We start from the raw sequence: 23,900 nt of genomic DNA, 5'->3' as shown, positions 1-23,900 counted from the left end.
TGAATCTAAATGTGATCAAAGGAGAGAGCAGATTATGGAACTTAAAGGCATTCACCACGTATCCGCTATTACCGCTAACGCACCGGGCAATTTCGAATTCTATACGAAAGTGTTAGGGCTGCGCCTCATTAAGAAGACCGTCAATCAGGATGATATTTCGGTCTACCATTTATTCTATGGAGACGTGAAGGGAAATCCCGGAACAGAGCTTACTTTCTTCGAGATCCCGAATGCGGGCCAGAACCGTGATGGGAACGAGAGCATCTCTGCCATCTCCCTGCGCGTTCCGAATGATGCCGCCCTTGAATACTGGAAGAACCGCTTTGAAGAGTTCAATGTCGAGCATGAGCCAATTGCCGAGCGGGCAGGCCGGTCCACATTGGCGTTCCGGGACTTTGAAGGACAACGCCTCATCCTCGTCTCCGACGAGCATGATGAGGGCGTACCGGGCGGCATCCCATGGGATCGCAGTCCGGTGCCCGCCGAGCAGGGCATTGTAGGCTTAGGTCCCGTCAAGCTCACGGTCAGCAATGCGGAGCCAACGGCGCTGGTGCTGACCGAATTGCTCGGCTTCCGCCGCAAAGGTACCTACCCTTCCGCCGCTGCCGGACAACCTGACATTCAGGTGTTCGAAACCGGACAAGGCGGGACGGGTACGGAGATTCACCTGGAAGAACGGCATGATCTCCCCAAGGAGCGGCTCGGGCGCGGAGGCATGCACCATGTAGCTTTCCGTGTAGATAACGAGGAAGAGCTGAAGCAATGGATTGAACGGGTACGGAAGTTCAAGTTCCCCAATTCCGGCTTCGTAGACCGGTTCTATTTCCGCTCGCTGTATTTCCGGGAACCGAACGGTATTCTGTTCGAGCTGGCCACAGATGGCCCTGGATTCGATACCGATGAAGATATTATGCACCTTGGAGAGTCCTTAGCGCTGCCGCCATTCCTGGAATCCAAACGGGCCCAAATCGAGGCAATGCTGAAGCCGCTGGATACGAAGCAGCAATCATCCGCTTCTGATTTCTAATCAAGGAAGCAATTAACCTTCAAGTAACAGCCAGAAGCCTCCACGCGTGAACCGTGGAGGCTTTTTTTGAGCATTCACTATTATTACAAATACTTCAATATAGATTGAACTAAAGTTTTACATTGAACTTCTATATATAATGGCTTTATACGGCCCTATAACATTCATTCTTTAGTTCTATTTATTTTAACGAAAGCTATAACTGCCAAACCGCGCCTCATTCCCAAGCGATCTCCAGACATCACCGGACTCTCCCCCGGCCGCCCAGTAGGCCATCCCTGCTAGTCCCTGCCTGCGAGCCAACTGGTATTTCAAAGCAAGGGAACGCCCCTCTTCCAGCCAAATTCGATGCTGCTGCCCGCCAACCGTATAAGAAGCGGTATATTGTCCAAGCGCAGTATTCCATGTGGACTTAATGCCATAGCGGGCAATGACCGCCATCTGCTCCTTCAGCGTTAAATCCTCGGAGGATTTCGTCTTATTAGCCGATGTAACCTGCCAATCTCTAGTATACAGCGGGGTTCCCAGAATAATTTTATTAGGGGTAGTTACCTTCAAGAGACGGGTAAGACCGTTATTCACCCACGGCAAGGAAGCTACGGACCCGGGAATCGGATCTGATCCCCAGTGCTCGTCATAGGCCATAAGCACAAGGTAATCCGCATTGCTGGCCAATGCAGAATAGTCGAAAGCCTCTGTCCAATCTGTCCCCAGATCAGGAGAGACTGTAATGGACAGCACAGCCCCTGCCGCTTTCAATCTGGCGCCCAGATCCTTAGTAAATGCAGTGAATCCCTGCTTGTCGGCAGGAATCATATTTTCGAAGTCCAGATTAAGACCATTTAGCTTGTACTTGCTCACGACACCAGCCAGGGCCGCCGCAAACTGCTTGTTTTTTGCAGAGTCAGACAGCATCAGATGGGTCGCATCGGCATCAAACTGATTGCCGACCATAGCCCAAATCTTACGTCCGTTACCTGCTGCCCACGTTACCAACGAAGACTCTGTATGATCTTCTAATCCCCCGTTTTTATTCATGAAGTACCATCGGGGCGACAGCACGTTAATCGGTGAGTTCAAGACCGTCTGCTTGTACTCCTCCATGGTCTGATCATACTGCCAGCCAAGATGAATGTTTGACGGGATCTGTGCTTCTACTTGGGAATACCACTTCGGCTTTTCCGCAATGCGGGCAAGCATCACCGCCATCTCTGCCCGCGTCACCGATGCGAGGGGGCGAAAGCTGTTCCCGCTGCCCTTCATTAGCCCTAAGCGGGTCACCGTATCCACCGATGCACGCGCCCAATCCGCGATGCTTCCCGCATCGCTATACACGCTGAGCGAACCGGTCTCCACGCCGGATTGCTTCAAGAACCGGACCAGCCATACCGCCGCCTCCTGGCGGGTCATGGACTGCTCCGGATGGTAAGCTCCGTCGCTACCGCCAGCGGCTACGCCCAAGGCAACCCCGGCCTGCACATACCCGAAGTACCAAGCAGATCGCTTCACATCCCAAAAGGTCTGAACCCCTCCGGTGACGGGCTGCAGCCTAAGCAGCCGGAGAAAGGCAGTCATCGCCTCCGCGCGGGTCATGGACTTCGCCGGAGAGAATACACCCGGCGCGGTACCGTTCATAATGTTCAGATCATCCACTACTGCGATTTCACGTGCTGCATAACTCCCGGCAATGTCTGAATAGGATGCCGCCTTTGCCGGGGGAATCACCTGCAGGATCATTGCTGCCGATAAACCGATCCCTAAGCTTAATTTGGCCGCCAGCCTTCTGCTCATCCATTTACGTCCCATCCTGCTGCCTTCCTCCGCTTCAAAAGCTATTGTTCTACGATTCTATTGATTCACCGCTATACTAGCAGATTCCAGTCCTCCCATCATGAAGTATTTATTGGAAATTTGTAAAAAAAGGCCTTTCAGTTATCATAGACTTATAAACGATAACTAGCTGTCTTCCGTTCAGCTGGAGAACAAGAGGAGGATGTGGAGATGAACCCATTCGAGCAGCGGATAGACCGCAGAAATTCGGGATCAGTGAAGTGGGACGATTTACAGGCGGTATTTGGCAGCGAGGATGTGCTGCCGCTCTGGGTAGCGGATATGGACTTTCAAGCCCCCTCCGCAGTTATTGATGCGCTGCGCCGGCGTGTAGAGCAAGGGGTCTTCGGTTATACGATGCAGCCTCCGGAGTACTTCCAGGCTGCTATTGGCTGGATGAAACGGCGTCATCACTGGGAAATAGAGCAAGACTGGATCACATTCTGCCCAGGCGTTGTCCCCGCCCTCAGCCTGCTTGTCCAGGCCTGTACAGACCCGGGAGACAGAGTCATTATCCAGCCGCCAGTCTATCCCCCCTTCTATCGTGTTGTAGAAGACAATGGGCGGGAGCTTCTGCTAAACCCGCTTTGTGAAGCAGACGGGGACTACAGGATGGACTTAGACAGCCTTCGCGAACAGATGGATGAACGGGTGAAAATGCTGATTCTATGCAGCCCCCATAACCCGATAGGACGTGTCTGGTCGAGGAGTGAACTGGAAGAACTAGCTGTCTTTGCCGCCGAGCACAGCCTGATCGTGGTTGCAGATGAAATTCACGCCGATCTGGTATTCCAGCAAGGGGCTCATACGCCCTATGCCTCGGTTTCGGAAACAGCGAGAGACCATTCCATCATCTGCACTGCACCCAGTAAGACTTTTAACCTGGCCGGGCTAAGTGCTTCCAACATCATTATTCCGAATGCTGAGCTTCGCTCCAAATTCAAGAAGGAGATCGCTCGGATGCAGCTGGGCACGATCAGCCTATTCGGCATGGAGGGAGCTAAAGCCGCCTATGAGCATGGGGATGAGTGGCTGGATCAATGTCTGGCTTATATCAGAAAGAACATGGAGTATGTTAGGGACTATCTAACAGAGCATTTGCCGAGGGTCCGCACCAAGCTTCCTGATGCCACATATCTAATGTGGCTGGATTTCCGCAGCTGCGGCATGGATCATGCCTCCTTAAACCAATTCCTTATCCAAGAGGCGGGGCTTGGACTCAACAGCGGAGCCGCCTTCGGTGCCGCAGGTGAAGGCTTCATGCGGATTAACCTGGCCTGCCATCGCAGCCTGGTCGAGGAAGCCATGAATCGGCTGAGTCAAGCCTTTGGCAAACTTAAGCCGGCATATAGCTGAGCGAGCGATGCTCAGGAAAAAGGCCGCCAGTCTGCATAGACTGACGGCCTCCCCTATTTTCTATAGATAAATACGGTTATATAGATTGAACTAAAGTTTTACATTGACCTTTCTATATATAACAGCTTAATACGGCCCTATAACGTTCATTTCTTTAGTTCATTCTATATAGCTTAAATTTCAAATCCGCCTTGAGCGATAATTTCTTTATACCAATAATAACTGTCTTTTGGCGTGCGCTTAAATGTCTTGAAGTCTACATGAACCAGACCAAACGGCTTCGTATAGCCAAAGGCCCATTCGAAATTATCCATCAGCGACCATTGGAAATACCCCTTCACATTGACTCCCGATTCCATAGCGCGGTACAGCTGGATCAAGTGTCTGCGAATATATTCGATCCGCCTCGGATCATGGTATTCGCCGCCGCTCTCCTCCGACTCATAATACGCTCCATTCTCCGTAATATATACGGGAATCGTTCCGTAATTGTCCTTAACCCAGTTCAATATGGTCAGGAAGCCGTGCGGATAGATGTTCCAATTGAAATCGGTCTTCTCCATGCCTGTATCAACCGCTTCAAATTCCAGCAGTCCGCCTTCAGGGTTATAACGTCCTACGCCACCCGTATAGTAATTGATGCCAAGGAAATCCACCTTCTGGGCAATTGTCTCCATGTCCCCTGGCAGAACTGGGGGCGCAAAGCCTTTCGCCTTATACCAATCCAGAGCAATCTGCGGATATTCTCCTTTGAATACCGGATCGAAGAACCAGTTGTTGAAGTAGGCATTCCGGCGGTTGCAGGCCTCCACATCCTCCGGCTTGCGGGTGAACGGCTCAAACCATTCCGTATTCGGGGCGATCCCAATTTGTCCTTCTACGCCAAGTTCACGAAACCGCTTGACGGTCTCGCCATGGGCTACAAGCAGATGATGTGCCACATTTAGCGCCAACTGAAAGTCACGATTGCCCGGCGCATGGTCTCCCAACTCGTTGGACAAGAACGAGACACACCATGGCTCGTTAAACGTAATCCATGTCTTAATCTTGCCCTGGAACGATTTGAACATCGTCTCAGCATAATTGACAAATGCGTCAATCGTCTCCCGGTTGCCCCAGCCTCCACGATCCTGCAGAGCCTGCGGCAGATCCCAGTGATAAAGCGTACACATTGGCTCAATTCCGTTAGCGATCAGCTCGTCCACAAGACGATGGTAATACTCAAGACCTTCTATATTCAACTCGCCGTCTCCCTGAGGGAAGATGCGCGGCCAGGCTACGGAGAAACGATACGCTTTAGCCCCCAGTCCGCGAAGTAAAGCTGCATCCTCGGCATACCGGTGATAACTGTCACATGCTAAGTCGCCGGTATCTCCATTCAGCACTTTGCCTTCTGTGCGGGCGAAGGTATCCCAGATTGAAAGCCCGCGTCCTCCCTCATTGTAGGCGCCTTCAATTTGATAGGAAGAGGTTGCTGAACCCCATATGAAGTCCTTTGGAAATTGAATCATTGTCATGACTCCCTTCATTCAACTGCTAGAATTTATTCTACGTGAAAAAGAGAGAGACTTCAATAACAAACCTATATATTGTTATATCGTTTGTTATATTATTCAATAACATTATTATGATTATACTAAGCGTTAACCTTAAGCTTCCAGACTATAGCTTCATAAGGAGCCAGATTTAGTACGGCTCTATCCTCTTTGCCTGGCTTTTCCCCAAGCACGGCCCCCCCCTCCGGTAAATTGGAGAGGATATATTCGGCGTCCTTAAGCCCCTCCCTAATGTCCTTTGGAAGGTTAAATTCCGCCTTCTCATCGCTGAAATTCAGGATGGTCACAAACTTCGTATTCTCCAGCTGCCGGGTATAACAGAACACCTGCTCATGCTCCTCATCCACCAGCCGGAAATCGCCGTAAGCAAGTACAGGTTCCTTCTTGCGCAGCCGGATCAGCTTGCGGTAATAGTGAAAGATAGAGTCCGGGTCAGCCATAGCCTCCTCGGCATGAATATCCGGATAGTTGGGATTCACAGGAATCCAAGGCTGCCCTGTAGTGAATCCTGCATTAGGACTATCATTCCACTGCATGGGAGTGCGTGAGCTGTCCTTGCTGCATTGATGGATGGCCGTAAGGGCATCCATCGGATCGGCCCCCTCTCTTTCGACCCTGCGATGGTAGTAGGATCGCGTTTTCTTATCCCGGTAATCATCAATCGACTCAAATTTCGCGTTGGTCATGCCAAGCTCTTCTCCCTGATAAATAATAGGAGTTCCTGGCGCGGTCAGCAGAAAAGTCGCCAGCATCTTGGCAGATTCCTTGCGGTAGACTCCGTCATCTCCATAGCGCGGCAGGCTGCGCGGATAGTCATGATTGCTCAAATAGGTCGCATATCCGCCCTTGCCAAACACACCTTTATACCACTTGTCCACGATCTGCTTAAGCCTTGTTAGCTTCCATTCCGCACGGCCCCAACGATCTCCCGGCTTCGCATCGAGTCTGCTCATCTCCATCATCAGCACCATCGTCATCTCTCCCCGGTCCTGTGCCGTGTACCGGTTGACCTCCTCCATGGTAACCGAAGGCGCCTCGCCGATCGTTACAATCCCGGGGTAGCGGCCGAACGCTTCACGGTTTAGCTCCTGAAGATACTCATGCATTCGCGGCCCATTCTTGAAATACTTCTGACCCCGCGGAGATTCACGGTCATCCGCCGCATCCGGGAACGAGGGATCCTTGGACAGATGATTGATGGCGTCCAGCCGAAAGCCGTCGATTCCTTTGTCCAACCAGAACCGCACCATGTCGTAAATTTCTGAGCGCAGCTTCTCATTCTCCCAATTCAAATCAGGCTGCTTCTCATCGAAAATATGAAAATAATATTCTCCCGTCTGCTCATCAAACCGCCAGGCAGACTCCCCGGAGAAGGACTGCCAATCGTTCGGCGGGCTGCCGTCCTCCTTAGGCTCGCGCCATATATAATAATCTCTATAAGGATTGTCCTTACTGCTCCGGGACTGCTCGAACCAGGGATGTTCGTCAGAGGTATGGTTAATCACGAGGTCCATCAGCAGCTTGATGCCTCGCTTGTGCAGCTCCTCGATTAAGGCCTCCATCTCCTCCATGGTGCCGAACTGATCCGCAATCCGCCGGTAATGACTAACATCATAACCATGGTCTATCATCGGGGATTGACATACCGGACCGAGCCAGACCATATTGATTCCGAGCTCCTTCAAGTAATCCACTCGTGATAGAATCCCTTTCAGATCACCGATTCCATCCCCGTTGCCATCCATAAAGCTTAAAGGGTACAGCTGATAAACCACCGCTTCTTTCCAAGCTTCCTTCATGTCCTGCTCCTCTCCTTTCTTCTATAAAAATAGCACTTATTGTGCCATAACCCTAATAAAACGCTTGATAACATCATAATCTCTGGCAATCCAGTGATTATGATAGGGTCTTACATGGGTATTGAATAACGACTTGGACTATATAGATTGAACTAAAGTTTTACATTGAATTTTGTGTTATCACGGCCTAATACGGTCCTATAACGTTCATTTCTTTAGTTCATTCTATATAACTCTGAACCGACAAGGAGGGCACTTAGTATGCAAGGACCAAGACTTAAAGGTAAGATTGCTGTTGTCACAGGCGGTGGCTCGGGAATCGGGAAGGCCTCGGCAATCCGTTTTGCAGAAGAAGGAGCACTTGTCTATATGCTTGACCGTACGCCCAAGCATGCCGAGGAGACCAAAGCTCAAATCGAAGCTTCTGGCGGCAAGGCCGAAGTGATCGAGTGTGATATTTCCCGCCCAGACATGATTGAAGAGGGATTCCGCCGCATCCAAGAGCAGGCTGGAGCTGTCGATGTGGTCTTTGCCAATGCAGGGATCAACGGAACGATGGCGCCGATTGAGACGATGGAGATTAAGGACTGGGACCAGACGATGGATATCAATTTGCGCGGCACTTTTGCGACGGTTAAATATGCGATTCCTCATATGAAAAATACCGGGGGCAGCATTGTCATTACAAGCTCCATTAATGGCAACCGCGTCTTCTCCGGCATTGGCTTCTCAGCCTACGCATCAACCAAGGCCGCCCAGGTCGCCTTCATGAAGATGGCTGCGCTGGAGCTGGCTCAGTACAAAATCCGGGTGAATGCGATCTGTCCGGGAGCGATTGATACGAATATCAGCGACAATACGTATCCTTCAGACGATCTTGAAGAGGTCAAAATCCCTGTAGAGTTCCCGGAAGGCAGCCACCCGCTGGAGGAAGCGCCAGGAAAAGCCAAACAGGTCGCTGATCTGGTTCTCTTCCTTGCCAGCGATGAAGCCTCTCATGTCACCGGCACAGAAGTCTATGTGGACGGTGCTGAATCATTGCTCCGGGGTTAATAAAGTTCCCTTTGACCAGGAACTGCTGGCTAAGAATTACAAAGCCCCAAGCTTCACCCGCCTACGAGCGGGCCGAAGCTTGGGGCTTTGTCTAAGAATAATTTTTTTAAAAGAACGAGTAGAAAAAGCTCTGCTGAATGATATCAATAACGAATCCGAACAAAAATCTGCCCATAATCCACAAAGTCAGGAAGGTTGCCAAATAGGTGAAAATGGAGCAGTACACGGTATCCAGACCCTGAGCGGAATCCTTCTTAAAACTGCTAATCAGCAAAGCCGGGACGCTAAAGATCGAACCCAGAAAGCCGATGAACATAAAAATGCTGAATATCCGCAGCTGCAGAAGGGACAGCACCAAACCTACAAACAGCAAGGCTACAAATGGAATCATAAACCCGCCGAACCTGCCGAACACCTGGCCAAAATCCGCTTGAACCTTCCCCAGCTTCACAGCAATAAAGCAATAAACACCGATTAGAAGACCAAAAATCACAAAAGCAACGGCAGGCTTAATCACCGCTCCATAGAAGGATGCATCATAGGAATATCCTTTCAATCCCAGATATACCGTAAGAGGAATCATCAGCGCATATAGCACCAAGGTAATGATGCTGTTTACAAACTGCTCTTTGCCGGTTCTGCTGGCATATGTATACGGCTTCTTCAGCAGGGTGACAAAATAGTTGAAGTACTGCTTCGACACCTGCTGTGTCTTCTCCAAATAAGGCTTCAGCTTATCCGCAGCTTCCGATCTGCCGCTGGGGCGTCCTGTCTGAGCAGGCCTGATCTCATCTTCCGGTCCGATCAGTTGGGCTCCGCAATTCTCGCAAAACCTCCCTCCTTCATTCACATGATGACAATTTGGACATTCAATCACGTCTTTCATCCTCTCTTTTTCATTCACGGGCTTACAAAGCTACTCCCAGTAATCCTGTGGGTTATAGACCAGCTCACCTTCCGTGTAAATCCGCAGCTGATGCTGCTCTCTTCCATACATTACCTTACCGCTCTTGACATAGAACCAGTGCTTCGTTACAGGTCCCTCATTCGGCTCTTCAAAGTGAAACACATTGAGCTCTTCCCGCAAGCAAAGCACCTCTTCCGCCTGATCCGGGGTAACATCGGAGATTCTCACCAACGTGCCGCTTTCTGAGCGAATGATTTCAAAAGCAAGGCCATCTCTCCTGCTATCCAGCAGCATCCTGCCTGTGACGGCATGCTTAACCAGCACTCTTTCCTGATCCATCATGGTTCTTAGTCCTCCTTCTCACAGGTTCACGGCAAGTCAATCAGCATATAGAAGACATCCGTACTGCCAGCCAGCTCTACCGTAGACTGGTCCCAAATTCTTGCATGATCGCGTTGTTCCAGTGGAGCCGTGCCGTTAAGCTCCAGTCTGCCTTCAATGACAAACACAAAGATTCGGCGTCCGGGTTCCTGATGGAACACAAGCTTCTCTCCCTCAGCCAGCCGGCTTAAGTAGATCGTCAGGTCCTGACCAATGCTTGCAACGCCAGGCGCAGAAGCTGAGGACACGATCGGCAGCAGCCGACCCTTCATCTCTTCTGGATCAAACTGGCTTGTCGCATAAGAAGGCTGCAGACCTTTCTCCTTCGGCATAAACCACATTTGCAATAGATTCACTTCGGTATCGAGCGAAGGGTTATGCTCTGTATGGATGACCCCGGTTCCGGCCGACATTCGCTGCACCCCGCCAAAAGTGGTGACAGCTTCATTGCCAAGGCTGTCTTCATGCCGCAACTCTCCGGAGAGAACCAGCGACACAATCTCCATATCGCTGTGCGGGTGAGCTCCAAAGCCCTTTCCCGGGGCGATTGTATCATCATTGCATACGCGCATAGGACCGAAGGCCATATTCTCCGGGTCTTGATAGTCTCCAAATGAGAAGCTCCGCCCTCCTTTGAGCCACCCGATATCAAACTGGTTACGCTCATGGGCTGGATATCGTTGAATCATGGCTGAATCCTCCTCATGTGATTTATCCCGATTGTACCAGAGAGAACTATAGAAATTAAAGATAAAACGACAAGTTATATTTTGTTTTTTTGACTTTTAAGTCCTTATTCTCCAAATTGCCCTAAAAAGTGAGCCTGCCTGCTTGTATGCTCACGGTTAGCTAATATAGTAGAATAAAAGAGTTGTTGTTATTTCATTTGTAACTAAATTGTATACAGAAAGCCGGGTGAACGACCCTGAATTTTATAGCCATTGATTTTGAGACCGCGAATATGAGGAACCGAAGCAGCGTGTGCGCTATAGGGCTGGTCGAGGTGAAGGACGGTCAGATTGTGCGGGAATTCTATTCCCTCATCAACCCCCAGGACAGCTTCGATCCTTTCTGTACGGCCATTCATGGGATTACAGCGGATCATGTGACGGACGCGCCCACCTTCTCTGAGCTCTGGCCAACCTTAAGAGATTGGCTTGCATCACGGCCTCTTGTTGCCCACAACGCCTCCTTCGATATGAGCGTGCTTCGAAGCTGTATAGAACGGATGGGCCTTACCTTCGAGGGGTGCAGCTATCTCTGCTCCTATCTTCTGTCCAAGCGGGTTTGGCCTGGGCTTCCCAGCTATCGGCTGAACCATATGGCAAGACATCTTAAGCTGGATACCTTCAAGCATCACGATGCACTGGAAGATGCAAGAACGGCAGCCCTGCTCTTTCTCGAATGCCTGGAGGCTTCCGGCAGCACAGAATGCCAAGACATCGCAGACCGCTTCGGATATAGGCTGGGGATGATTCACAAGGATGGCTCCTACCAGACCTTTACCGCCTCCCGCTCTTCCAGCAGCAGAAAGCCGCAGACCTTGAACCTTCGCGCTACTGTGGATCATTTCGACCCCAGCCACCAGCTTTATGAGAAGAACGTCGTATTTACAGGCACGCTGGGCGGCATGACCCGTCGCGAGGCGATGCAGAAGGTCGTTGACTTGGGCGGACGCTGCAGCGATGCAGTCGCAGAACAGACACACTACCTCGTCATCGGGCAGAAGGATTACATGAAGCACTTAGAAGGACTTAAGAGCAGCCGGAAGCTTCAAAAGGCGGAGAAGCTGGCAGCCATGGGGTATCCGGTCACCGTGCTGCCCGAATCTGATTTCCTTAGCCTGCTGGGGTAACCGGTACATTTGACAACTGTTCAGCCTTAGGTTGATAAAGGAGTTCCCCTTCTCCTTGTCGAATGATAATTATTAACACTAAACCTGGGAAATGGAGTCGTAATTTGATGAAACAACAGCACAGAAGAACCAAAAGCCCCTTTCGCGTCTTACCCTCATGGAGCAAGACTCTGATTGGAGCTGCTTCAGCATTTACCCTGCTGCTTGGCCCGATCCAGCCTGCTCTCGCAGCGGAGGCCACGAACGATCAGACCCTGCTGGAGGTATACCATCTCTTACTGGATAAGCATTATTCCCAGCCAACCGAAGACGCTTTGCTCAAGGGGGCTGTTCAAGGGATGCTGGATACGCTTGACGATCCGTTTACAAATTATATGTCTGCAGATGAATACCAAAACTTTGTAAAGTCCATTAATCAGCAATATGCCGGCATCGGCGCCACCCTTGAAGTGCTTCCTGAGCAGGCTGCCCTGCGCATTTCGGAGCTTCTCCCGAATATGCCGGCAGCAGAAGCCGGTCTTGCAGCCGGAGACTTGATCACGGACATTGACGGCGTCAAGCTGACTAAGGATAGCGTGAACCAGGCTACCTCCAAGCTTCGCGGCAAGGAGGGCTCCCAGGTCACCCTTGGCGTAAAGCGCGGAACCAAGACCTGGTCTGTGACGGTTACCCGGAAAGCGATTCAGCTTCCAACAGTCGGATCCTCTGATCTGGGCAGCGGCGTTGCTTATATTCGCATCACCTCCTTCGCCGAGGATACCGCGTCTGAATTCGCGAAAGTGCTTGGGTCTGTGCAGAAGAACCAGCCCAAGGGGCTTGTGCTGGACCTGCGCAGCAACGGCGGCGGCTATGTACAAGGCGCTCTCGAAATTGCTGATATGTTCATGAAGCAGGGCCCGATTCTGATCGTACATGAGAATGGGCAGGCTGTCTCCCTCGAGGCGGAGCCAGACGGTACGGATTTGCCGCTGACCATCCTGATTGACGGCAACACTGCCAGCGCATCGGAGATGCTGGCGGGAGCGCTTCAGAAGAGCGGCCGCGCCAAGCTCGTCGGCGTCACTTCCTACGGCAAGGGGACGATGCAGTCGCCGTTCCTGCTTCCGGACGGAAGTGAGCTGAAGGTCTCCATCGACCGGTGGGCGCTGCCTGACGGCACGTCTATTGACCGCAAAGGGCTCACGCCTGACTTGCGGATTGAACGTCCCGACACTGCCGTAAATGCGGCGATGCAGCTCCTGATCCCGGATCGGAGCCAAACCTTAACCATGCTCCTTGGCAAGACAGAAGCCAAGCTGAACGGGACCAACGATCTTACAGGTGTCCCTGCGGCCATGAAAGCCAGCAACACGGTGTATCTGCCGCTTCGCTTCGTCCTGGAGACGTTCGCCTGTGAGCTGAAATGGACCCAAGGAACGCCTGTCATCTCTTTCACTTATAACGGAACTTTATTTACAGTGAATACCAAAACACATGCAGTCACTGCGAATGGCAAGATACTTCAGGCTCCTAACGGGGTGAGGGACTTCAACGGGATGGCCTATGTATCCTCTGAAGTGCTGAAGGCCATTACGGGCAAGGCTCCCCTGCTTAACCCAAGCAGTGTGACTGTCTACAGCAAGTAAGGGCAGCCGTTATGGTCAAACCTAACCCAGCCTTGCGGAATATGCCTGCTCGTTCTGCCCCCAACCGAAGCGCTGATCGCCCAAGAACCTACCGGGGGCAGCCCCGCCGGAAGCAGAGAAAGGGCCGGAGATGGTTCTGGCTCATCCTCCTCGCGCTCCTGCTGGGCGTGCTGTGGAGCAAAGCGGAGAGCATCCGGGATTTCCTTGATATTCCCGAGTTTGAAGAGAAGGATGTTCCTTCGGTTACCGGGCTTCACCCGGTGGTTGCCGCCAAACAGAAGGAGCTGATCACTACGGCCGCGCGGCAGGGAATCCGTGTGGTCATCACCGACGGCTTCCGCAGCTCGGAGGAGCAGGAGACGTTATATCAGCAAGGACGCAACACTTCCGGCAAGATTGTCACCTACGCCCGCGGCGGGCAGTCTTATCATAATTATGGCCTTGCCATCGACTTTGCCCTGAAGACGAAGGCCGGCAAGATTATATGGGATATGGACTATGACGGGAATAAGAACGGCAAAGCGGACTGGCTCGAGGTCGTGGCGATCGCCAAGAAGCTGGGCTTTGAATGGGGAGGAGACTGGACCGACTTTCCGGACTATCCTCATCTTCAGATGGATTTCGGGCTGAGCATTTCCCAGCTGAAGCGGGGAGTGCGTCCACCTGAAGATGCCTCGCCGTAGAATGATCATACAAAATTAAAGGCACCTGCGCTCTATCTCTATCTAGTGCAGGTGCCTTTGGCGTTCTCTTCTTCTCTTTACTAGCTGTCAAATACAGGACAGATACGGCGCTCTGGTGGCATCAGGTCATTCCTTTGCCCCATTTGCAATCAGCAGCTCCTTGATTTTCTTCCCAGCCGGCTCAGTCTCATTCACGCTTTGCAAAATGGACAGCTCGTCCCCCTGGTCCGAATAGACCGCATTCACATCGGCTCCCTGCTCGATTAAATACTTCGACATCTCGTAATTAGATTGAGAGACGGCTGTGGCCAGCAGGGGAATTTGCATATCGTCCGATGGTGTTGTCACATCAAAGCCATAAGGATGCTCTAATAGAAACTGGGTTAAGGGCAGGTTGCCCATAGATACGGCGAACTCGAGAATCGTAAGTCCTCCCTCTTCTCCTGGACAAAGCGATAAATCCGCGCCATGCTCAATCATATACTCAGCTATATCTGTACGCTCAAGCTCTACTGCATGAAAAAACGCAGGAAAGTCCAGCTGCCCGAAGCCGGCATTCACATCGGCATGCTTCACTTCCACCAACTGTTTGACTTGGGATAGCGACAGCTTCTCCAGACCGGAATACAACCTAACCGTAGCCTGCTCTGCTGATGTGGAGAAGGGCTTCAGCTTCTTCTCATTTCGGCTGTCGCCGTTCATATAGGCAGCCATATAAGCGGTCCGCCTAGTATTAGATTTCTCATTCGGACGGACGCCCTGTTCCAGCAAATAATCCACAGCCTCATCGTATTTCTTGGCATCCTCCTGGCCAGTGGCCGACGCCTTGCCCTCCACAGCCAGCAGCAGTGGCGTCTGTCCCGCGTCATTCTTCTGGTTGAGATCTGCCCCGCAGCGCTTCAGCATCTTCAGCGCCTCTACATTGGCATTCATTGCAGCCCCCTGTACCCCGTATTCTATGCGGGTACCGTCCTTCTGCTTGATGATTACGGTTGGGCCCTCATCATCGATCACAAGGTCCGCCTTGGAAGCTCCGCCACCCTGCGGGTAATATGCTTTGCACGCCTCCCGATCTGCCGAATTCTTAACCTTGGCTGAACTTCCGCCCCTTTCATTCTGTTCAGCCGGTTTGGCTTGCTCTTCCGGCTTCTCTGCTCCCTTGGCCTGTGCAGTGGTATCAGCCACCTCAACTGAAGTCTGGTCGGCAGCACGATTCTCTCCTTCATGGCCGTTTAACGCTGCATTCTTCCCGCATCCTCCAAACAGCATGCCCAGCATCACTAACATCACCAGTACACCCGCTAACCCTGTTTGCCGCTTCATATCATCACTCCACCACTCTATATGCTCTATGTATGAGTTTAACCCACCTATAAAAATAAGAGATAAGTTAGAATATTATACCATCTAGATAGATTGATCTAAAGTTTTATATTGAACTTCTACTATTATGGCCTAATACGGCCCTATAGCATTCATTTCTTTAGATCATTCTATCTAAATAGATTGATCTAAAGTTTTATATTGAACTTTCTATTATCACGTTTTACGCATAAAAATTCCCTCAAACCAATGTGTTTGGAGGGATAGTTACGCCACGAGCATGGAGAATTTCCTCCAAACTCGCTATTATGCAAAGTGAGAACATTTAAATAAGCAATTGCATTATGTGCTTTGTTTTCTCCATAATTCTGTTTAAATTGTTTTCATGTGTTTGTTTCTAATCATTGCAATAGCAAATAAAAGTACAGTAGAGCCTGTTAACACAAGAATCGAAGTATAATCACAGAACCATGACTTCCCTTGTTCCATTATATTTGCACTTTCAATAAACCAACGAACAGGGCTAATGACACTGATTTGTTTCAGCGCATGTGGCATTTTTTCTAAAGAAATGAAGCTCCCTCCAATCAGCGAAAAAATCAAGGCAATGCATGTAGCAAAGAGGTTAACCAGCATTTCTTTACGAAACAAGGAGGCCATGCAAGTCCCAAAGGCGGTTGTAAAAAGGGCAATCCAAACGCCCATTAACAAATAATTCCCATAACTGATACCCGTATCTAAACGCAATATTGTTATGATAGATATTGCAATAAAATATTGCAAATAAGTAATCGTAAAGTTATAAAATATGTTTCCAGATACATAGGAAGCAGCTGAACATGGTGAATACTTAATACGTCGAATGGTTCCATTATTTCTATCCTTGGTAATTAAGGAAGCATTGATCGTAGCGGTTACCATCAAAAAAAGAAGGATAAAGGCGCATGTGCGTTCTGGAATCCCCAGTGACGTATCGAACAGCATTTCTATATCCACAGGTTTAGGTTCCTTAGAATATTTCTCAACAATATGAAATAAAGTTGCGAGCGTATCTTGATCCTTAACGGATTCAAGTTGAAAGCCATCGTTACCAAATTCAAGAATTGCAGAGTAGCGTCCGGTAATCATATCTGTTTTTTTTGTGGACGGATTAGCATTCTCAACCTCTACTCTTTCCGTTTCTCTCAGAGTACGAATAATTTGTTCTGTAACTGTAGTGGGGGCAGTATTGATAATCCCTAATGTAAAAGAGGGTTTGCTGATATAATTAGCCGTTACGCCTAGAATGACTACAACAATCGGTAGGAGTAGCGTTAACGCAAATCCTGATTTTTTAGCCATATTGCGTCTGAAATTATTTTGAAAAATGGTAAGCCCAATCATTAAATGAACGCCTCCTTCTTAAAAAAACGAATGGTTAATGCTGTCATAATCAAACCCATGATCAAGAGTCCTCCGGAGATGAATTCAATGGTTTGGGTTTGGTTATCGTAAACACAAGCTATAATGCCCCGATTAATCCAAGTTAAAGGCGAAAGATTAATAATAAAGGCTAGAATAGGGTTAAATGAACTAACAGGGAAAAATGCACCCCCGAGAAATCCGAATATGACCATCGGGATATTCAGAAAGTTTCGTAATGCGTCTAAATTTTTACATGCAAGTCCCAAATATAAACCAATTCCGGTAACGGATATGGTTTCACAAATCAGAAGCCAGATGACCCTAAAAATATTGCTGTGGAAATTAAGCCCGAACATTAGCATTGCGATCAATAACGTGACACTATTGCAGATGGAAAGCACAATCACGGAAGAAGCAAACTTGGAGAGCACAATCTCCCTCTTGCTGATTGGAGCGGCCATATACCGATAGGCAGTATGCAGTAATTTTTCATCCTGTGCCGCATAGGAGACCGTTGTAATTCCCATGAGCGCACAAAATGGTATCATCACAATGGTATAATAATGGTACGAGGTGAATGTGGTTCCGTAGGAAGGTGAGGTCAAGTATCCTAACAACAAAATGATGATTGTCGGGAATACAATATTATAGAACAGAACAAAAAAATCTTTGCCACGACGTTTTAATCCAAAGAGAAATAAGGTATTGAATTGACTCATTTTTAACCCTCCATATCTCTTAAATCTGTTCCTGTCAGGTGTAGAAAAATTTCTTCCAAGTTCGTAAATCCCATAGCTGCATATTTTTCTTTATACGTTTTTTTATCCAAATCCTCTAAAACAACCCCCTTATCCATCAAGACGATACGATTGCATAGGGTTTCAATTTCTTCCATGTAATGAGAGGTATAAATAACCGTTGTTCCTGTTTGGTGAAGCAGATTGACTGCTTCCATAATTTTATTTCGTGATTGCGGGTCAATCCCAACCGTCGGTTCGTCCATAATCAGCAGTTCAGGCCCGTGTGCAATTGCGCAAGCTATATTCAAACGGCGCTTCATACCGCCTGAAAATTTGGAGGGGCTATCTTTTCTGCGCTCCCATAAACCTACAAACTCCAGAGCTTGTTTTACTCGATCTTTTAACTCTGCGCCTTTGATCCCATACAAAGCACAAAAAAATCGAACATTCTCATAGGCAGATAAGTCTTCGTAAATAGCCAAATCCTGGGGAACAACACCTAAAGCCCGTTTAAAGTCATCTGGTTGTTTCATTATGTCTTGTTCGCGAAAAAAGATATTTCCACGATCAGGTGCAACTAAAGTTGTTATCATGTTTATACTGGTGCTTTTCCCGGCGCCATTTGGTCCGATAAACCCCAAAATATCACCGCTGTAAACCGTAAAATTCTCGTTCGTTACTACCTCCCTATCACCATATTTCTTGCAGATGTTTCTGACCTCTAATACTGGATTATTCATAATTTTTGATCTCCTCCTAATAGATAACATAATTTATACAATATTATATATACAACGTTGGATATATGATGCTGAAATAAAGCACCTTGTCTTCGTGCTCTATTTCGAATTCTATTTTTTCTTTTTAAGCTGTTCAATCAATCGGTCAATATTTTCAACTGCTTTCGACGGATCATTGATAATTTCATCACGCAGCTTTTGAATATCGAGCAGTTTGGCCGAAGTAGTAATCGTATCTTCATCATCAACAGCAGAGAAATCAATCGTTTGAATAATCCTTCTTGTTTCTTTACCAAGCGTAATATACTGGTCAATATGATTAAGGATTTCTTCATGCCATAGAATTTGGTATTTCAAACTGTCAATTGTCATATCAAAAGCTATTTTTTCAGCACCAGGGACGACCGTATTCGTTTTCGCTTGACGCCATTTTTCCCAATATTCTTTTTGTTCTTTTAAATCGGCCAAGTGCTTATTTATCGTAGCTATAATTGCGCTTTTTGGCAGTTCGTCAAGGATATTATTCAGAAAGAACTTATCGGAACCAACAGGAGCAATCGGAGTTAATAGCTCTTGTTGCAAATCTTCCTGAAGCTTCTGTTTTCCTTTATCTGTAATAACATAGATTTTGCGGATTCTAGAACCGTTTTTTTCCTCTTTTAAAACCTCTACGCAACCGTCCTTATCCAGTTTTGTAAGTGCATAATAAATAGATCCGGATTGTATTTTAGCCCAATTATCAATGCCGGAAACTTGAAGAAATTTCTGGATTTCGTAGCCATGAGTTGGCTTAACGTTCAAATAGTATAAAATCAATGAGCGTATCATGTTTTCACCTCTAGCATATCCAATGTTGAGTATATAATATCACCAACATTGGATACATTCAATACCGTTACAAAAAAACCGGCACTTAATCGCTAAAGATATTCTGCTCCACTCCCAATTTCCACTTTTAAGCAGGACATTGATGATCTATCTAGAATTTCAGATAGGTTCCAGTTATTCACATATCAACATTGAATTAGGAAAGGAGTGGTGGGAATGACCCACAAATTTAGCAGTACAGCCGATGCAGAGACCCTGCAAACGGCGGAGGTGGCCGAATTGAACTGGCACTCTCCACTCCAGGCACCCTTTGAGATTTCAGGATTTCCATGGCTTAAGCAGGATGAGCGCTATCGGCGCCTTCCTTCCGTCCTGCCCTTCCCGATCCCTGAAGCAGTTAATAATCTGGCAAACCATACTTCAGGAGGAATCATCCGCTTTCGTACCAATGCAGCCAAGCTGGCTCTCAAAGTAAAGCTGGCTGGACCGGCTAATATGTACCATATGGCTCCTTCGGGACAATGCGGCTTTGACTGCTATGAAGAGATTCATGGAGAATTGGAATACCGCGGAACTACAACGCTGAATCCCCAGGCTGCGGAATACCAGGCTGTTCTCTTCGAAGGAGGATCCAAGGAAATGCGGACACTGCTGCTGCATTTTCCACTGTATCAGGGCGTAGAAGAGGTACTGATCGGCTTAGAGCCGAACACATCTATACAGCCTCCTCCAGCATTCCGCCCTGGACGAATCATCGTCTACGGCACTTCAATTACGCAGGGCGCCTGTGCCTCGCGTCCGGGCATGAGCTATACCAATGTTTTGAGCCGCCGGATGAGCAGGGAATTCATTAACCTTGGCTTCTCAGGAAGCGGCAAGGGCGAACCGGAGCTGGCCCGCCTCATGGCAACCATTCCTGACCCGGCCTGTTATGTGCTGGATTACGAAGCGAACAGCGTAACACCGGAGCTGTATTCCCAGACGCTGCCGGAGTTCATTCGAATTTTACGCGAGGCCCAGCCTAAGGTTCCGATCCTCGTCCTCTCGCGAATTATCTTTGCCAAGCAGAAGTTCGATGCCGCCTCCCGCGAGGCCCAGCGAACCCGTAAAGAGATGCAGATCAAGCTGGTTGAATCCTTACGCGCGGCAGGAGACCGCCATATCTATTTCCACGATGGTGAGAAGCTGCTGAAGCGTCATGGACAGGACTGCTTCGTCGATGGCATCCATCCAACAGATCTGGGACTGATTCAGATGGCGGATGGCCTAGAGCCCGTACTTCGAAAAATAACAGAGCGAAGATAAGCAGTCACTGACACGATAGAAGAGCCCGGAACACTTGCGTCCCGGGTTCTTTTTCTCCTGCGCAATGATGCCTTAACCCAGATTCAGCACTATACCACCATCCGCAGACAACAAAAAGGACCCGAGCATATCACCCGAATCCGCTTGCGCTATGTATACCCGCAGGAAATGAAGCGTCTATTAGATGCGCATGGTTTCCTGATTGAAGCCGTCTATGAGGATTGGAAGGAAACCCCCATCTCCTCCAAGAGCACGAACATGGTCTATATCTGCCGTAAAGCCTAGCCAGACCTACCTTGGCTTTGCCTGCCGCTTGCCTCATTAGTGTGCCTCCTTAGTGCTTACCGCTTAGGTCAGCTTAAGCAGCTCACCACTATAGGGCCCATCATGCTGTAACCACGGACAGATAGGATTTCTCCAATTCTTCTGCAGTTATCGGCTTGCTGAAATAATAGCCCTGAATCTCAACCCCTTCACTTTGAACAAGGATATCCAGCTGTTCCCGGGTCTCAATCCCCTCGGCCACTACGTTCATCTTCAGATGCCGTGCCATCGAGATGATGGCTGCTACAATCGCCTTGTCACTTTCATTAGAAGTAATATGTGTAATGAAGGAACGGTCGATCTTGAGCCGTTGGATCGGGAACAGCTTCAGATAGCTGAGCGAACTGTAGCCTGTCCCGAAGTCATCCAGACTGATTCGGACGCCAAGCTCGGTCAGAGCCTGCAAAATATCAATGGACATCGATGCGTCCATCATCATGCTCTCGGTAATCTCCAGCTCAAGATACTCAGGTGCAAGCCCTGTTTCACTTAGGATCTCACGGATATTATCCATCAGCCCCGGCTGGTGAAACTGCTGGGACGACAGGTTCACTGAAACCGGAACAGCCGGGCGGCCGGCGCGCTGCCAGACGCTCATTTGTCTGCATGCCTCCCGCATCACCCAGTTCCCAAGCTCATAAATGACGCCCGTCTCTTCGGCAATCGGAATGAACACACCCGGCGGAATCATCCCTCTCGTTCTGTGATTCCAACGCACAAGCGCTTCGATACCCGCCAGTGTCTGGTCAGGCATGCGAATCTGGGGCTGATAGTGAATGACCAGCTCACCGCGCTCAACCGCTTTGCGCAGCTCTGCTTCAAGGGCGATCTTCTCCAGCATTTTATTGTCCATGGTGCTGCTATAGAAGCGGTATCCATTCTTCCCCTGCTTCTTGACCTCATACATGGCCGAATCACAATTCCGAAGCAGCTGCATTTCATCCGAACCATGCCCCGGATAGATCGCAATACCGATACTTGCCGTGATATAGAAGTCGTTGTCCTTCAAATGGTAGGGTACCTGAATAGAGCTAATAATCCGCTCAGCAAGCAGTTCCACCTCTTCCTCAACATTCCAGCCGTCAAAGATCAAGGTAAATTCATCCCCGCCCATGCGGGCGAGGGTGACCTGATAGCCCTTAACCGCCTCCCGAATCCGTTCGCTGACCGTCCGAAGGAAGATGTCCCCATAGGCATGGCCCAAAGAGTCATTAATCATTTTGAACCGGTCGATATCGATCATCATCACGGCAAACCTTGCGCCAAACACCCGGCTGTTGAGGATGGTCTCCGACAGGACCTGATTAAATCTTCTGCGGTTTGGCAATCCTGTAAGCTCGTCATGATACGCAAGATGCTGAACCTGATCCTTAATCTTCTTCTCTTCGGAAATATCACGGATCAGCAGATGGGTACCGACGTTCTTCCCCTCAATGCTGACTGGCACGCTGGTTATGCTTAGCTCAAGCTCCCCATTTTCTGAAGGCACCTTGATCTCCACTTTGGACAAATTAATGAGGAACTGCGGATCAACCTTCACCCCAAGGGAGGAAATATGCTTGTAAAGGTACCTCTCTGCCTGATAGCCGCTGAGCCGGGAAAGCGCAGGATTGAGTCCGATAATTCGCCCGTCGGTATCCACCGACAGAATCCCGTCCTGATTGTTTTCGTAAAGGGACCGGTACCACCGATCATGCGCTTCTAAGGCAGAATCCTTCAGCGTGAGCCGTCTGTTCACGAAGATGCCGAACAGCGTCAAGCCGATCAGCAGTAAAGTTCCCGCCGTAATGAAATAAGCCAGAACCTTCGGGTCAATCTCCATGCCCGGTGCCAGTTCGGGATTTGTTCTATGATGAAAATGGGATGCGGCCATCCCTGTATAGTGCATTCCAAATACAGCAGCACCAATGATTAATGCCCCGCCCAACTTGTACTTCATCCCATGCTGCTCCTGATCCTGCCTGAAGCGAAAGAGCATCCAAACAGCGACCACAGACGCTACTGTAGCAATCAGGACGGACAACAATACGCCTGGCAGCTCATAAGTAATCTTCACTGTCATCGCTGCCATCCCCGTGTAATGCATGCCTACGATTCCGCTTGAAATCAAGGTTCCTCCGGCCACATATTGAACCCAGCCCAGATGCTCTGTAGTAATGATGGTTAGCATCGCTATGGCAGAGACTGCAATGGCTAACACCACGGAGAGCAGAACAAGGTCCATATCATAGGAGACCTTAGTATCAAGCGTAAAAGCAAGCATGCCTACAAAATGCATAGCCCAGATGCCAATGCCCATTGAAGCCGCACCTGTAATCAGCCATAGGATCCGATCCCTTCCCCGAGCAATTCCGATTCTTCCTGCCAGATCAAGCGCTGAATAAGCAGCCGCAACCGAAATGATAAACGAGATAGTAATCAAGAATTCGTTCCAGGTTCCGTAAATCTCTCCCACGCAAGGCCCCCTCTTCCTGACAATAGTAGCTCTATCCAGAAAAAAACACTCTTTTTCCAGGCAAAGCTGCCGTCTTCACTCTGTCTATACACTATATTTCGACAAAATTCTCACTTTTTTTAGTCAGGAAGATATGAATTAAAATAAAATTTTAATCTTTTTCCATCCGTCTCTCCCACTGTTCTATGATTCGGTCATACAGCTCCTCAAGCGGAGTGCTTAAGGAGGATTGGGAGATATTGATCGTAGCCTGAACCATCCCCCGATTGGCGTTCATCATGAGCCTTCTCAATCCGCGCTGCTTCTCCAGATAACTGTCACTATCGTACAGTTCAATACCGATGAACGATTGGTTCATGAATTCGTAAAGTTCAATATCTCGGATTTCCTCCCAACGGATCAGTCCTCCAGCGATATAGGAAGATCTGTCGGTGATCCCATCCTCATCGACAACGACTGCCGGTGTCCTATCGTTCAGCTTGCTGACAATATAGAGCAGGCAAAAGCCGAAAAAGACAATGCAAAGGACTCCGATCACCGTAAAAAAGTACTTTTGATCCTGATAAGAGTAATAAGCAACAAAGCAGCCCAACACTACAAAAAGCAATGCTAATCCTGCAAAAAGCCACCTTTTCCCCATTCCCATATAAGCTGTATAAGGACCTGTCGGTCGGCTCGAAAACATTTCATCTCTGTTCATGAGTTATCC

At 49.0% G+C, this 23,900-nt stretch carries 21 protein-coding genes; 8 read left to right on the top strand and 13 right to left on the bottom strand.

All coding sequences use genetic code 11. The features are described 5' to 3' along the window. The first annotated feature begins 34 nt into the window (after nt 1-34). A complete protein-coding gene (locus tag DCC85_RS04635; protein ID WP_108464524.1) occupies nt 35-1,027 on the top strand; it encodes a ring-cleaving dioxygenase in 993 nt (330 codons plus the stop codon). Between the two features lie 186 nt (nt 1,028-1,213). Here the strand turns inward: DCC85_RS04635 and DCC85_RS04630 are convergent, their stop codons facing one another. Continuing rightward, nucleotides 1,214-2,833, bottom strand: coding sequence for an S-layer homology domain-containing protein (locus DCC85_RS04630; protein WP_108464523.1), 1,620 nt, complete (start codon nt 2,831-2,833; stop codon nt 1,214-1,216). 195 nt (nt 2,834-3,028) lie between these two features. Here DCC85_RS04630 and DCC85_RS04625 point away from each other — a divergent pair, with 195 nt between their 5' ends. Continuing rightward, on the top strand, nt 3,029-4,213 hold the full coding sequence (locus tag DCC85_RS04625; RefSeq protein WP_108464522.1) for a MalY/PatB family protein: 1,185 nt from the start codon (nt 3,029-3,031) through the stop codon (nt 4,211-4,213). 173 nt (nt 4,214-4,386) lie between these two features. On the opposite strand, the gene DCC85_RS04620 is transcribed toward DCC85_RS04625, so the two are convergent. Then, on the bottom strand, nt 4,387-5,730 hold the full coding sequence (locus tag DCC85_RS04620; protein WP_108464521.1) for a GH1 family beta-glucosidase: 1,344 nt from the start codon (nt 5,728-5,730) through the stop codon (nt 4,387-4,389). 119 nt (nt 5,731-5,849) lie between these two features. Then, complete coding sequence (locus DCC85_RS04615) at nt 5,850-7,568, bottom strand: glycoside hydrolase family 13 protein (RefSeq protein ID WP_108464520.1); 1,719 nt, start codon at nt 7,566-7,568, stop codon at nt 5,850-5,852. 261 nt (nt 7,569-7,829) lie between these two features. On the opposite strand from DCC85_RS04615, the gene DCC85_RS04610 reads away from it, so the two are divergent. Further along, the gene (locus tag DCC85_RS04610) at nt 7,830-8,621 is read left to right on the top strand and encodes an SDR family oxidoreductase (protein WP_108464519.1); all 792 of its coding nucleotides are present in this window, start codon (nt 7,830-7,832) and stop codon (nt 8,619-8,621) included. A gap of 106 nt (nt 8,622-8,727) precedes the next feature. Here the strand turns inward: DCC85_RS04610 and DCC85_RS04605 are convergent, their stop codons facing one another. Genes DCC85_RS04605 through DCC85_RS04595 form a run of 3 tightly spaced genes read right to left on the bottom strand, consistent with a single transcriptional unit; the run spans nt 8,728 to nt 10,598 of the window. Then, entirely contained in the window at nt 8,728-9,498 is a 771-nt protein-coding gene (locus DCC85_RS04605) for a zinc ribbon domain-containing protein (RefSeq protein ID WP_159081781.1), read from the bottom strand. A 39-nt stretch (nt 9,499-9,537) separates the two neighbouring features. Continuing rightward, nucleotides 9,538-9,870 carry a hypothetical protein gene (locus DCC85_RS04600; RefSeq protein ID WP_108464517.1) on the bottom strand — a complete coding sequence of 111 codons (333 nt, stop codon included), beginning with the start codon at nt 9,868-9,870 and terminating at the stop codon, nt 9,538-9,540. 26 nt (nt 9,871-9,896) lie between these two features. Beyond that, nucleotides 9,897-10,598 (bottom strand): pirin family protein, encoded by a 702-nt coding sequence (locus tag DCC85_RS04595; RefSeq protein ID WP_108464516.1) that lies wholly within the window; start codon nt 10,596-10,598, stop codon nt 9,897-9,899. Between the two features lie 236 nt (nt 10,599-10,834). Here DCC85_RS04595 and DCC85_RS04590 point away from each other — a divergent pair, with 236 nt between their 5' ends. The 3 genes from DCC85_RS04590 to DCC85_RS04580 all read left to right on the top strand — a co-directional run bounded on the left by DCC85_RS04590 (nt 10,835) and on the right by DCC85_RS04580 (nt 14,072). Then, on the top strand, nt 10,835-11,764 hold the full coding sequence (locus DCC85_RS04590; protein WP_325048417.1) for an exonuclease domain-containing protein: 930 nt from the start codon (nt 10,835-10,837) through the stop codon (nt 11,762-11,764). 107 nt (nt 11,765-11,871) lie between these two features. Next, complete coding sequence (locus DCC85_RS04585) at nt 11,872-13,389, top strand: S41 family peptidase (RefSeq protein ID WP_159081780.1); 1,518 nt, start codon at nt 11,872-11,874, stop codon at nt 13,387-13,389. Between the two features lie 11 nt (nt 13,390-13,400). Then, entirely contained in the window at nt 13,401-14,072 is a 672-nt protein-coding gene (locus DCC85_RS04580) for a M15 family metallopeptidase (protein ID WP_234414344.1), read from the top strand. A gap of 126 nt (nt 14,073-14,198) precedes the next feature. On the opposite strand, the gene DCC85_RS04575 is transcribed toward DCC85_RS04580, so the two are convergent. From DCC85_RS04575 to DCC85_RS04555, 5 genes are all read right to left on the bottom strand, one after another. Further along, entirely contained in the window at nt 14,199-15,395 is a 1,197-nt protein-coding gene (locus tag DCC85_RS04575) for an ankyrin repeat domain-containing protein (RefSeq protein ID WP_108464513.1), read from the bottom strand. Between the two features lie 372 nt (nt 15,396-15,767). Beyond that, nucleotides 15,768-16,778, bottom strand: a complete 1,011-nt coding sequence (locus DCC85_RS04570) for an ABC transporter permease (RefSeq protein WP_108464512.1) — start codon at nt 16,776-16,778, stop codon at nt 15,768-15,770. Further along, nucleotides 16,778-17,518: an ABC transporter permease gene (locus tag DCC85_RS04565; RefSeq protein ID WP_108464511.1), complete on the bottom strand. Its 741-nt coding sequence runs from the start codon at nt 17,516-17,518 to the stop codon at nt 16,778-16,780. Before DCC85_RS04565 ends, DCC85_RS04570 begins: the two co-directional genes overlap by 1 nt. A 2-nt stretch (nt 17,519-17,520) precedes the next feature. After that, entirely contained in the window at nt 17,521-18,279 is a 759-nt protein-coding gene (locus DCC85_RS04560) for an ABC transporter ATP-binding protein (RefSeq protein WP_108464510.1), read from the bottom strand. A 111-nt stretch (nt 18,280-18,390) separates the two neighbouring features. Continuing rightward, nucleotides 18,391-19,107: a PadR family transcriptional regulator gene (locus tag DCC85_RS04555; protein ID WP_108464509.1), complete on the bottom strand. Its 717-nt coding sequence runs from the start codon at nt 19,105-19,107 to the stop codon at nt 18,391-18,393. Between the two features lie 216 nt (nt 19,108-19,323). On the opposite strand from DCC85_RS04555, the gene DCC85_RS04550 reads away from it, so the two are divergent. After that, nucleotides 19,324-20,412, top strand: a complete 1,089-nt coding sequence (locus DCC85_RS04550) for an SGNH/GDSL hydrolase family protein (RefSeq protein ID WP_108464508.1) — start codon at nt 19,324-19,326, stop codon at nt 20,410-20,412. Nucleotides 20,413-20,556: 144 nt separating this feature from the next. Beyond that, on the top strand, nt 20,557-20,697 hold the full coding sequence (locus DCC85_RS22870; RefSeq protein ID WP_159081779.1) for a hypothetical protein: 141 nt from the start codon (nt 20,557-20,559) through the stop codon (nt 20,695-20,697). Nucleotides 20,698-20,797: 100 nt separating this feature from the next. Here DCC85_RS22870 and DCC85_RS04545 read toward each other — a convergent pair whose 3' ends face one another. Together DCC85_RS04545 and DCC85_RS04540 are read right to left on the bottom strand one after the other, a co-directional pair. Then, complete coding sequence (locus tag DCC85_RS04545) at nt 20,798-23,191, bottom strand: bifunctional diguanylate cyclase/phosphodiesterase (protein ID WP_108464507.1); 2,394 nt, start codon at nt 23,189-23,191, stop codon at nt 20,798-20,800. 151 nt (nt 23,192-23,342) lie between these two features. Then, nucleotides 23,343-23,891 carry an STM3941 family protein gene (locus tag DCC85_RS04540; RefSeq protein WP_108464506.1) on the bottom strand — a complete coding sequence of 183 codons (549 nt, stop codon included), beginning with the start codon at nt 23,889-23,891 and terminating at the stop codon, nt 23,343-23,345. Nucleotides 23,892-23,900: the final 9 nt, after the last annotated feature.

The organism is Paenibacillus sp. CAA11, assembly GCF_003060825.1.
Taxonomy (GTDB): domain Bacteria; phylum Bacillota; class Bacilli; order Paenibacillales; family Paenibacillaceae; genus Fontibacillus.
Note: the sequence above shows the minus strand (reverse complement) of the source record. Positions and strands in the feature narration are given on the sequence as shown.

Coding starts and splice junctions, on each gene's coding strand:
- DCC85_RS04560 (WP_108464510.1), bottom strand. CDS start 18,279: ATGAATAATCCAGTATTAGAGGTCAGAAACATCTGCAAGAAATATGGT.
- DCC85_RS04595 (WP_108464516.1), bottom strand. CDS start 10,598: ATGATTCAACGATATCCAGCCCATGAGCGTAACCAGTTTGATATCGGG.
- DCC85_RS04565 (WP_108464511.1), bottom strand. CDS start 17,518: ATGAGTCAATTCAATACCTTATTTCTCTTTGGATTAAAACGTCGTGGC.
- DCC85_RS04550 (WP_108464508.1), top strand. CDS start 19,324: ATGACCCACAAATTTAGCAGTACAGCCGATGCAGAGACCCTGCAAACG.
- DCC85_RS04600 (WP_108464517.1), bottom strand. CDS start 9,870: ATGATGGATCAGGAAAGAGTGCTGGTTAAGCATGCCGTCACAGGCAGG.
- DCC85_RS04570 (WP_108464512.1), bottom strand. CDS start 16,778: ATGATTGGGCTTACCATTTTTCAAAATAATTTCAGACGCAATATGGCT.
- DCC85_RS04555 (WP_108464509.1), bottom strand. CDS start 19,107: ATGATACGCTCATTGATTTTATACTATTTGAACGTTAAGCCAACTCAT.
- DCC85_RS04540 (WP_108464506.1), bottom strand. CDS start 23,891: ATGAACAGAGATGAAATGTTTTCGAGCCGACCGACAGGTCCTTATACA.
- DCC85_RS04620 (WP_108464521.1), bottom strand. CDS start 5,730: ATGACAATGATTCAATTTCCAAAGGACTTCATATGGGGTTCAGCAACC.
- DCC85_RS04635 (WP_108464524.1), top strand. CDS start 35: ATGGAACTTAAAGGCATTCACCACGTATCCGCTATTACCGCTAACGCA.
- DCC85_RS04610 (WP_108464519.1), top strand. CDS start 7,830: ATGCAAGGACCAAGACTTAAAGGTAAGATTGCTGTTGTCACAGGCGGT.
- DCC85_RS04575 (WP_108464513.1), bottom strand. CDS start 15,395: ATGAAGCGGCAAACAGGGTTAGCGGGTGTACTGGTGATGTTAGTGATG.
- DCC85_RS04580 (WP_234414344.1), top strand. CDS start 13,401: ATGGTCAAACCTAACCCAGCCTTGCGGAATATGCCTGCTCGTTCTGCC.
- DCC85_RS04615 (WP_108464520.1), bottom strand. CDS start 7,568: ATGAAGGAAGCTTGGAAAGAAGCGGTGGTTTATCAGCTGTACCCTTTA.
- DCC85_RS04585 (WP_159081780.1), top strand. CDS start 11,872: ATGAAACAACAGCACAGAAGAACCAAAAGCCCCTTTCGCGTCTTACCC.
- DCC85_RS04630 (WP_108464523.1), bottom strand. CDS start 2,833: ATGGGACGTAAATGGATGAGCAGAAGGCTGGCGGCCAAATTAAGCTTA.
- DCC85_RS04625 (WP_108464522.1), top strand. CDS start 3,029: ATGAACCCATTCGAGCAGCGGATAGACCGCAGAAATTCGGGATCAGTG.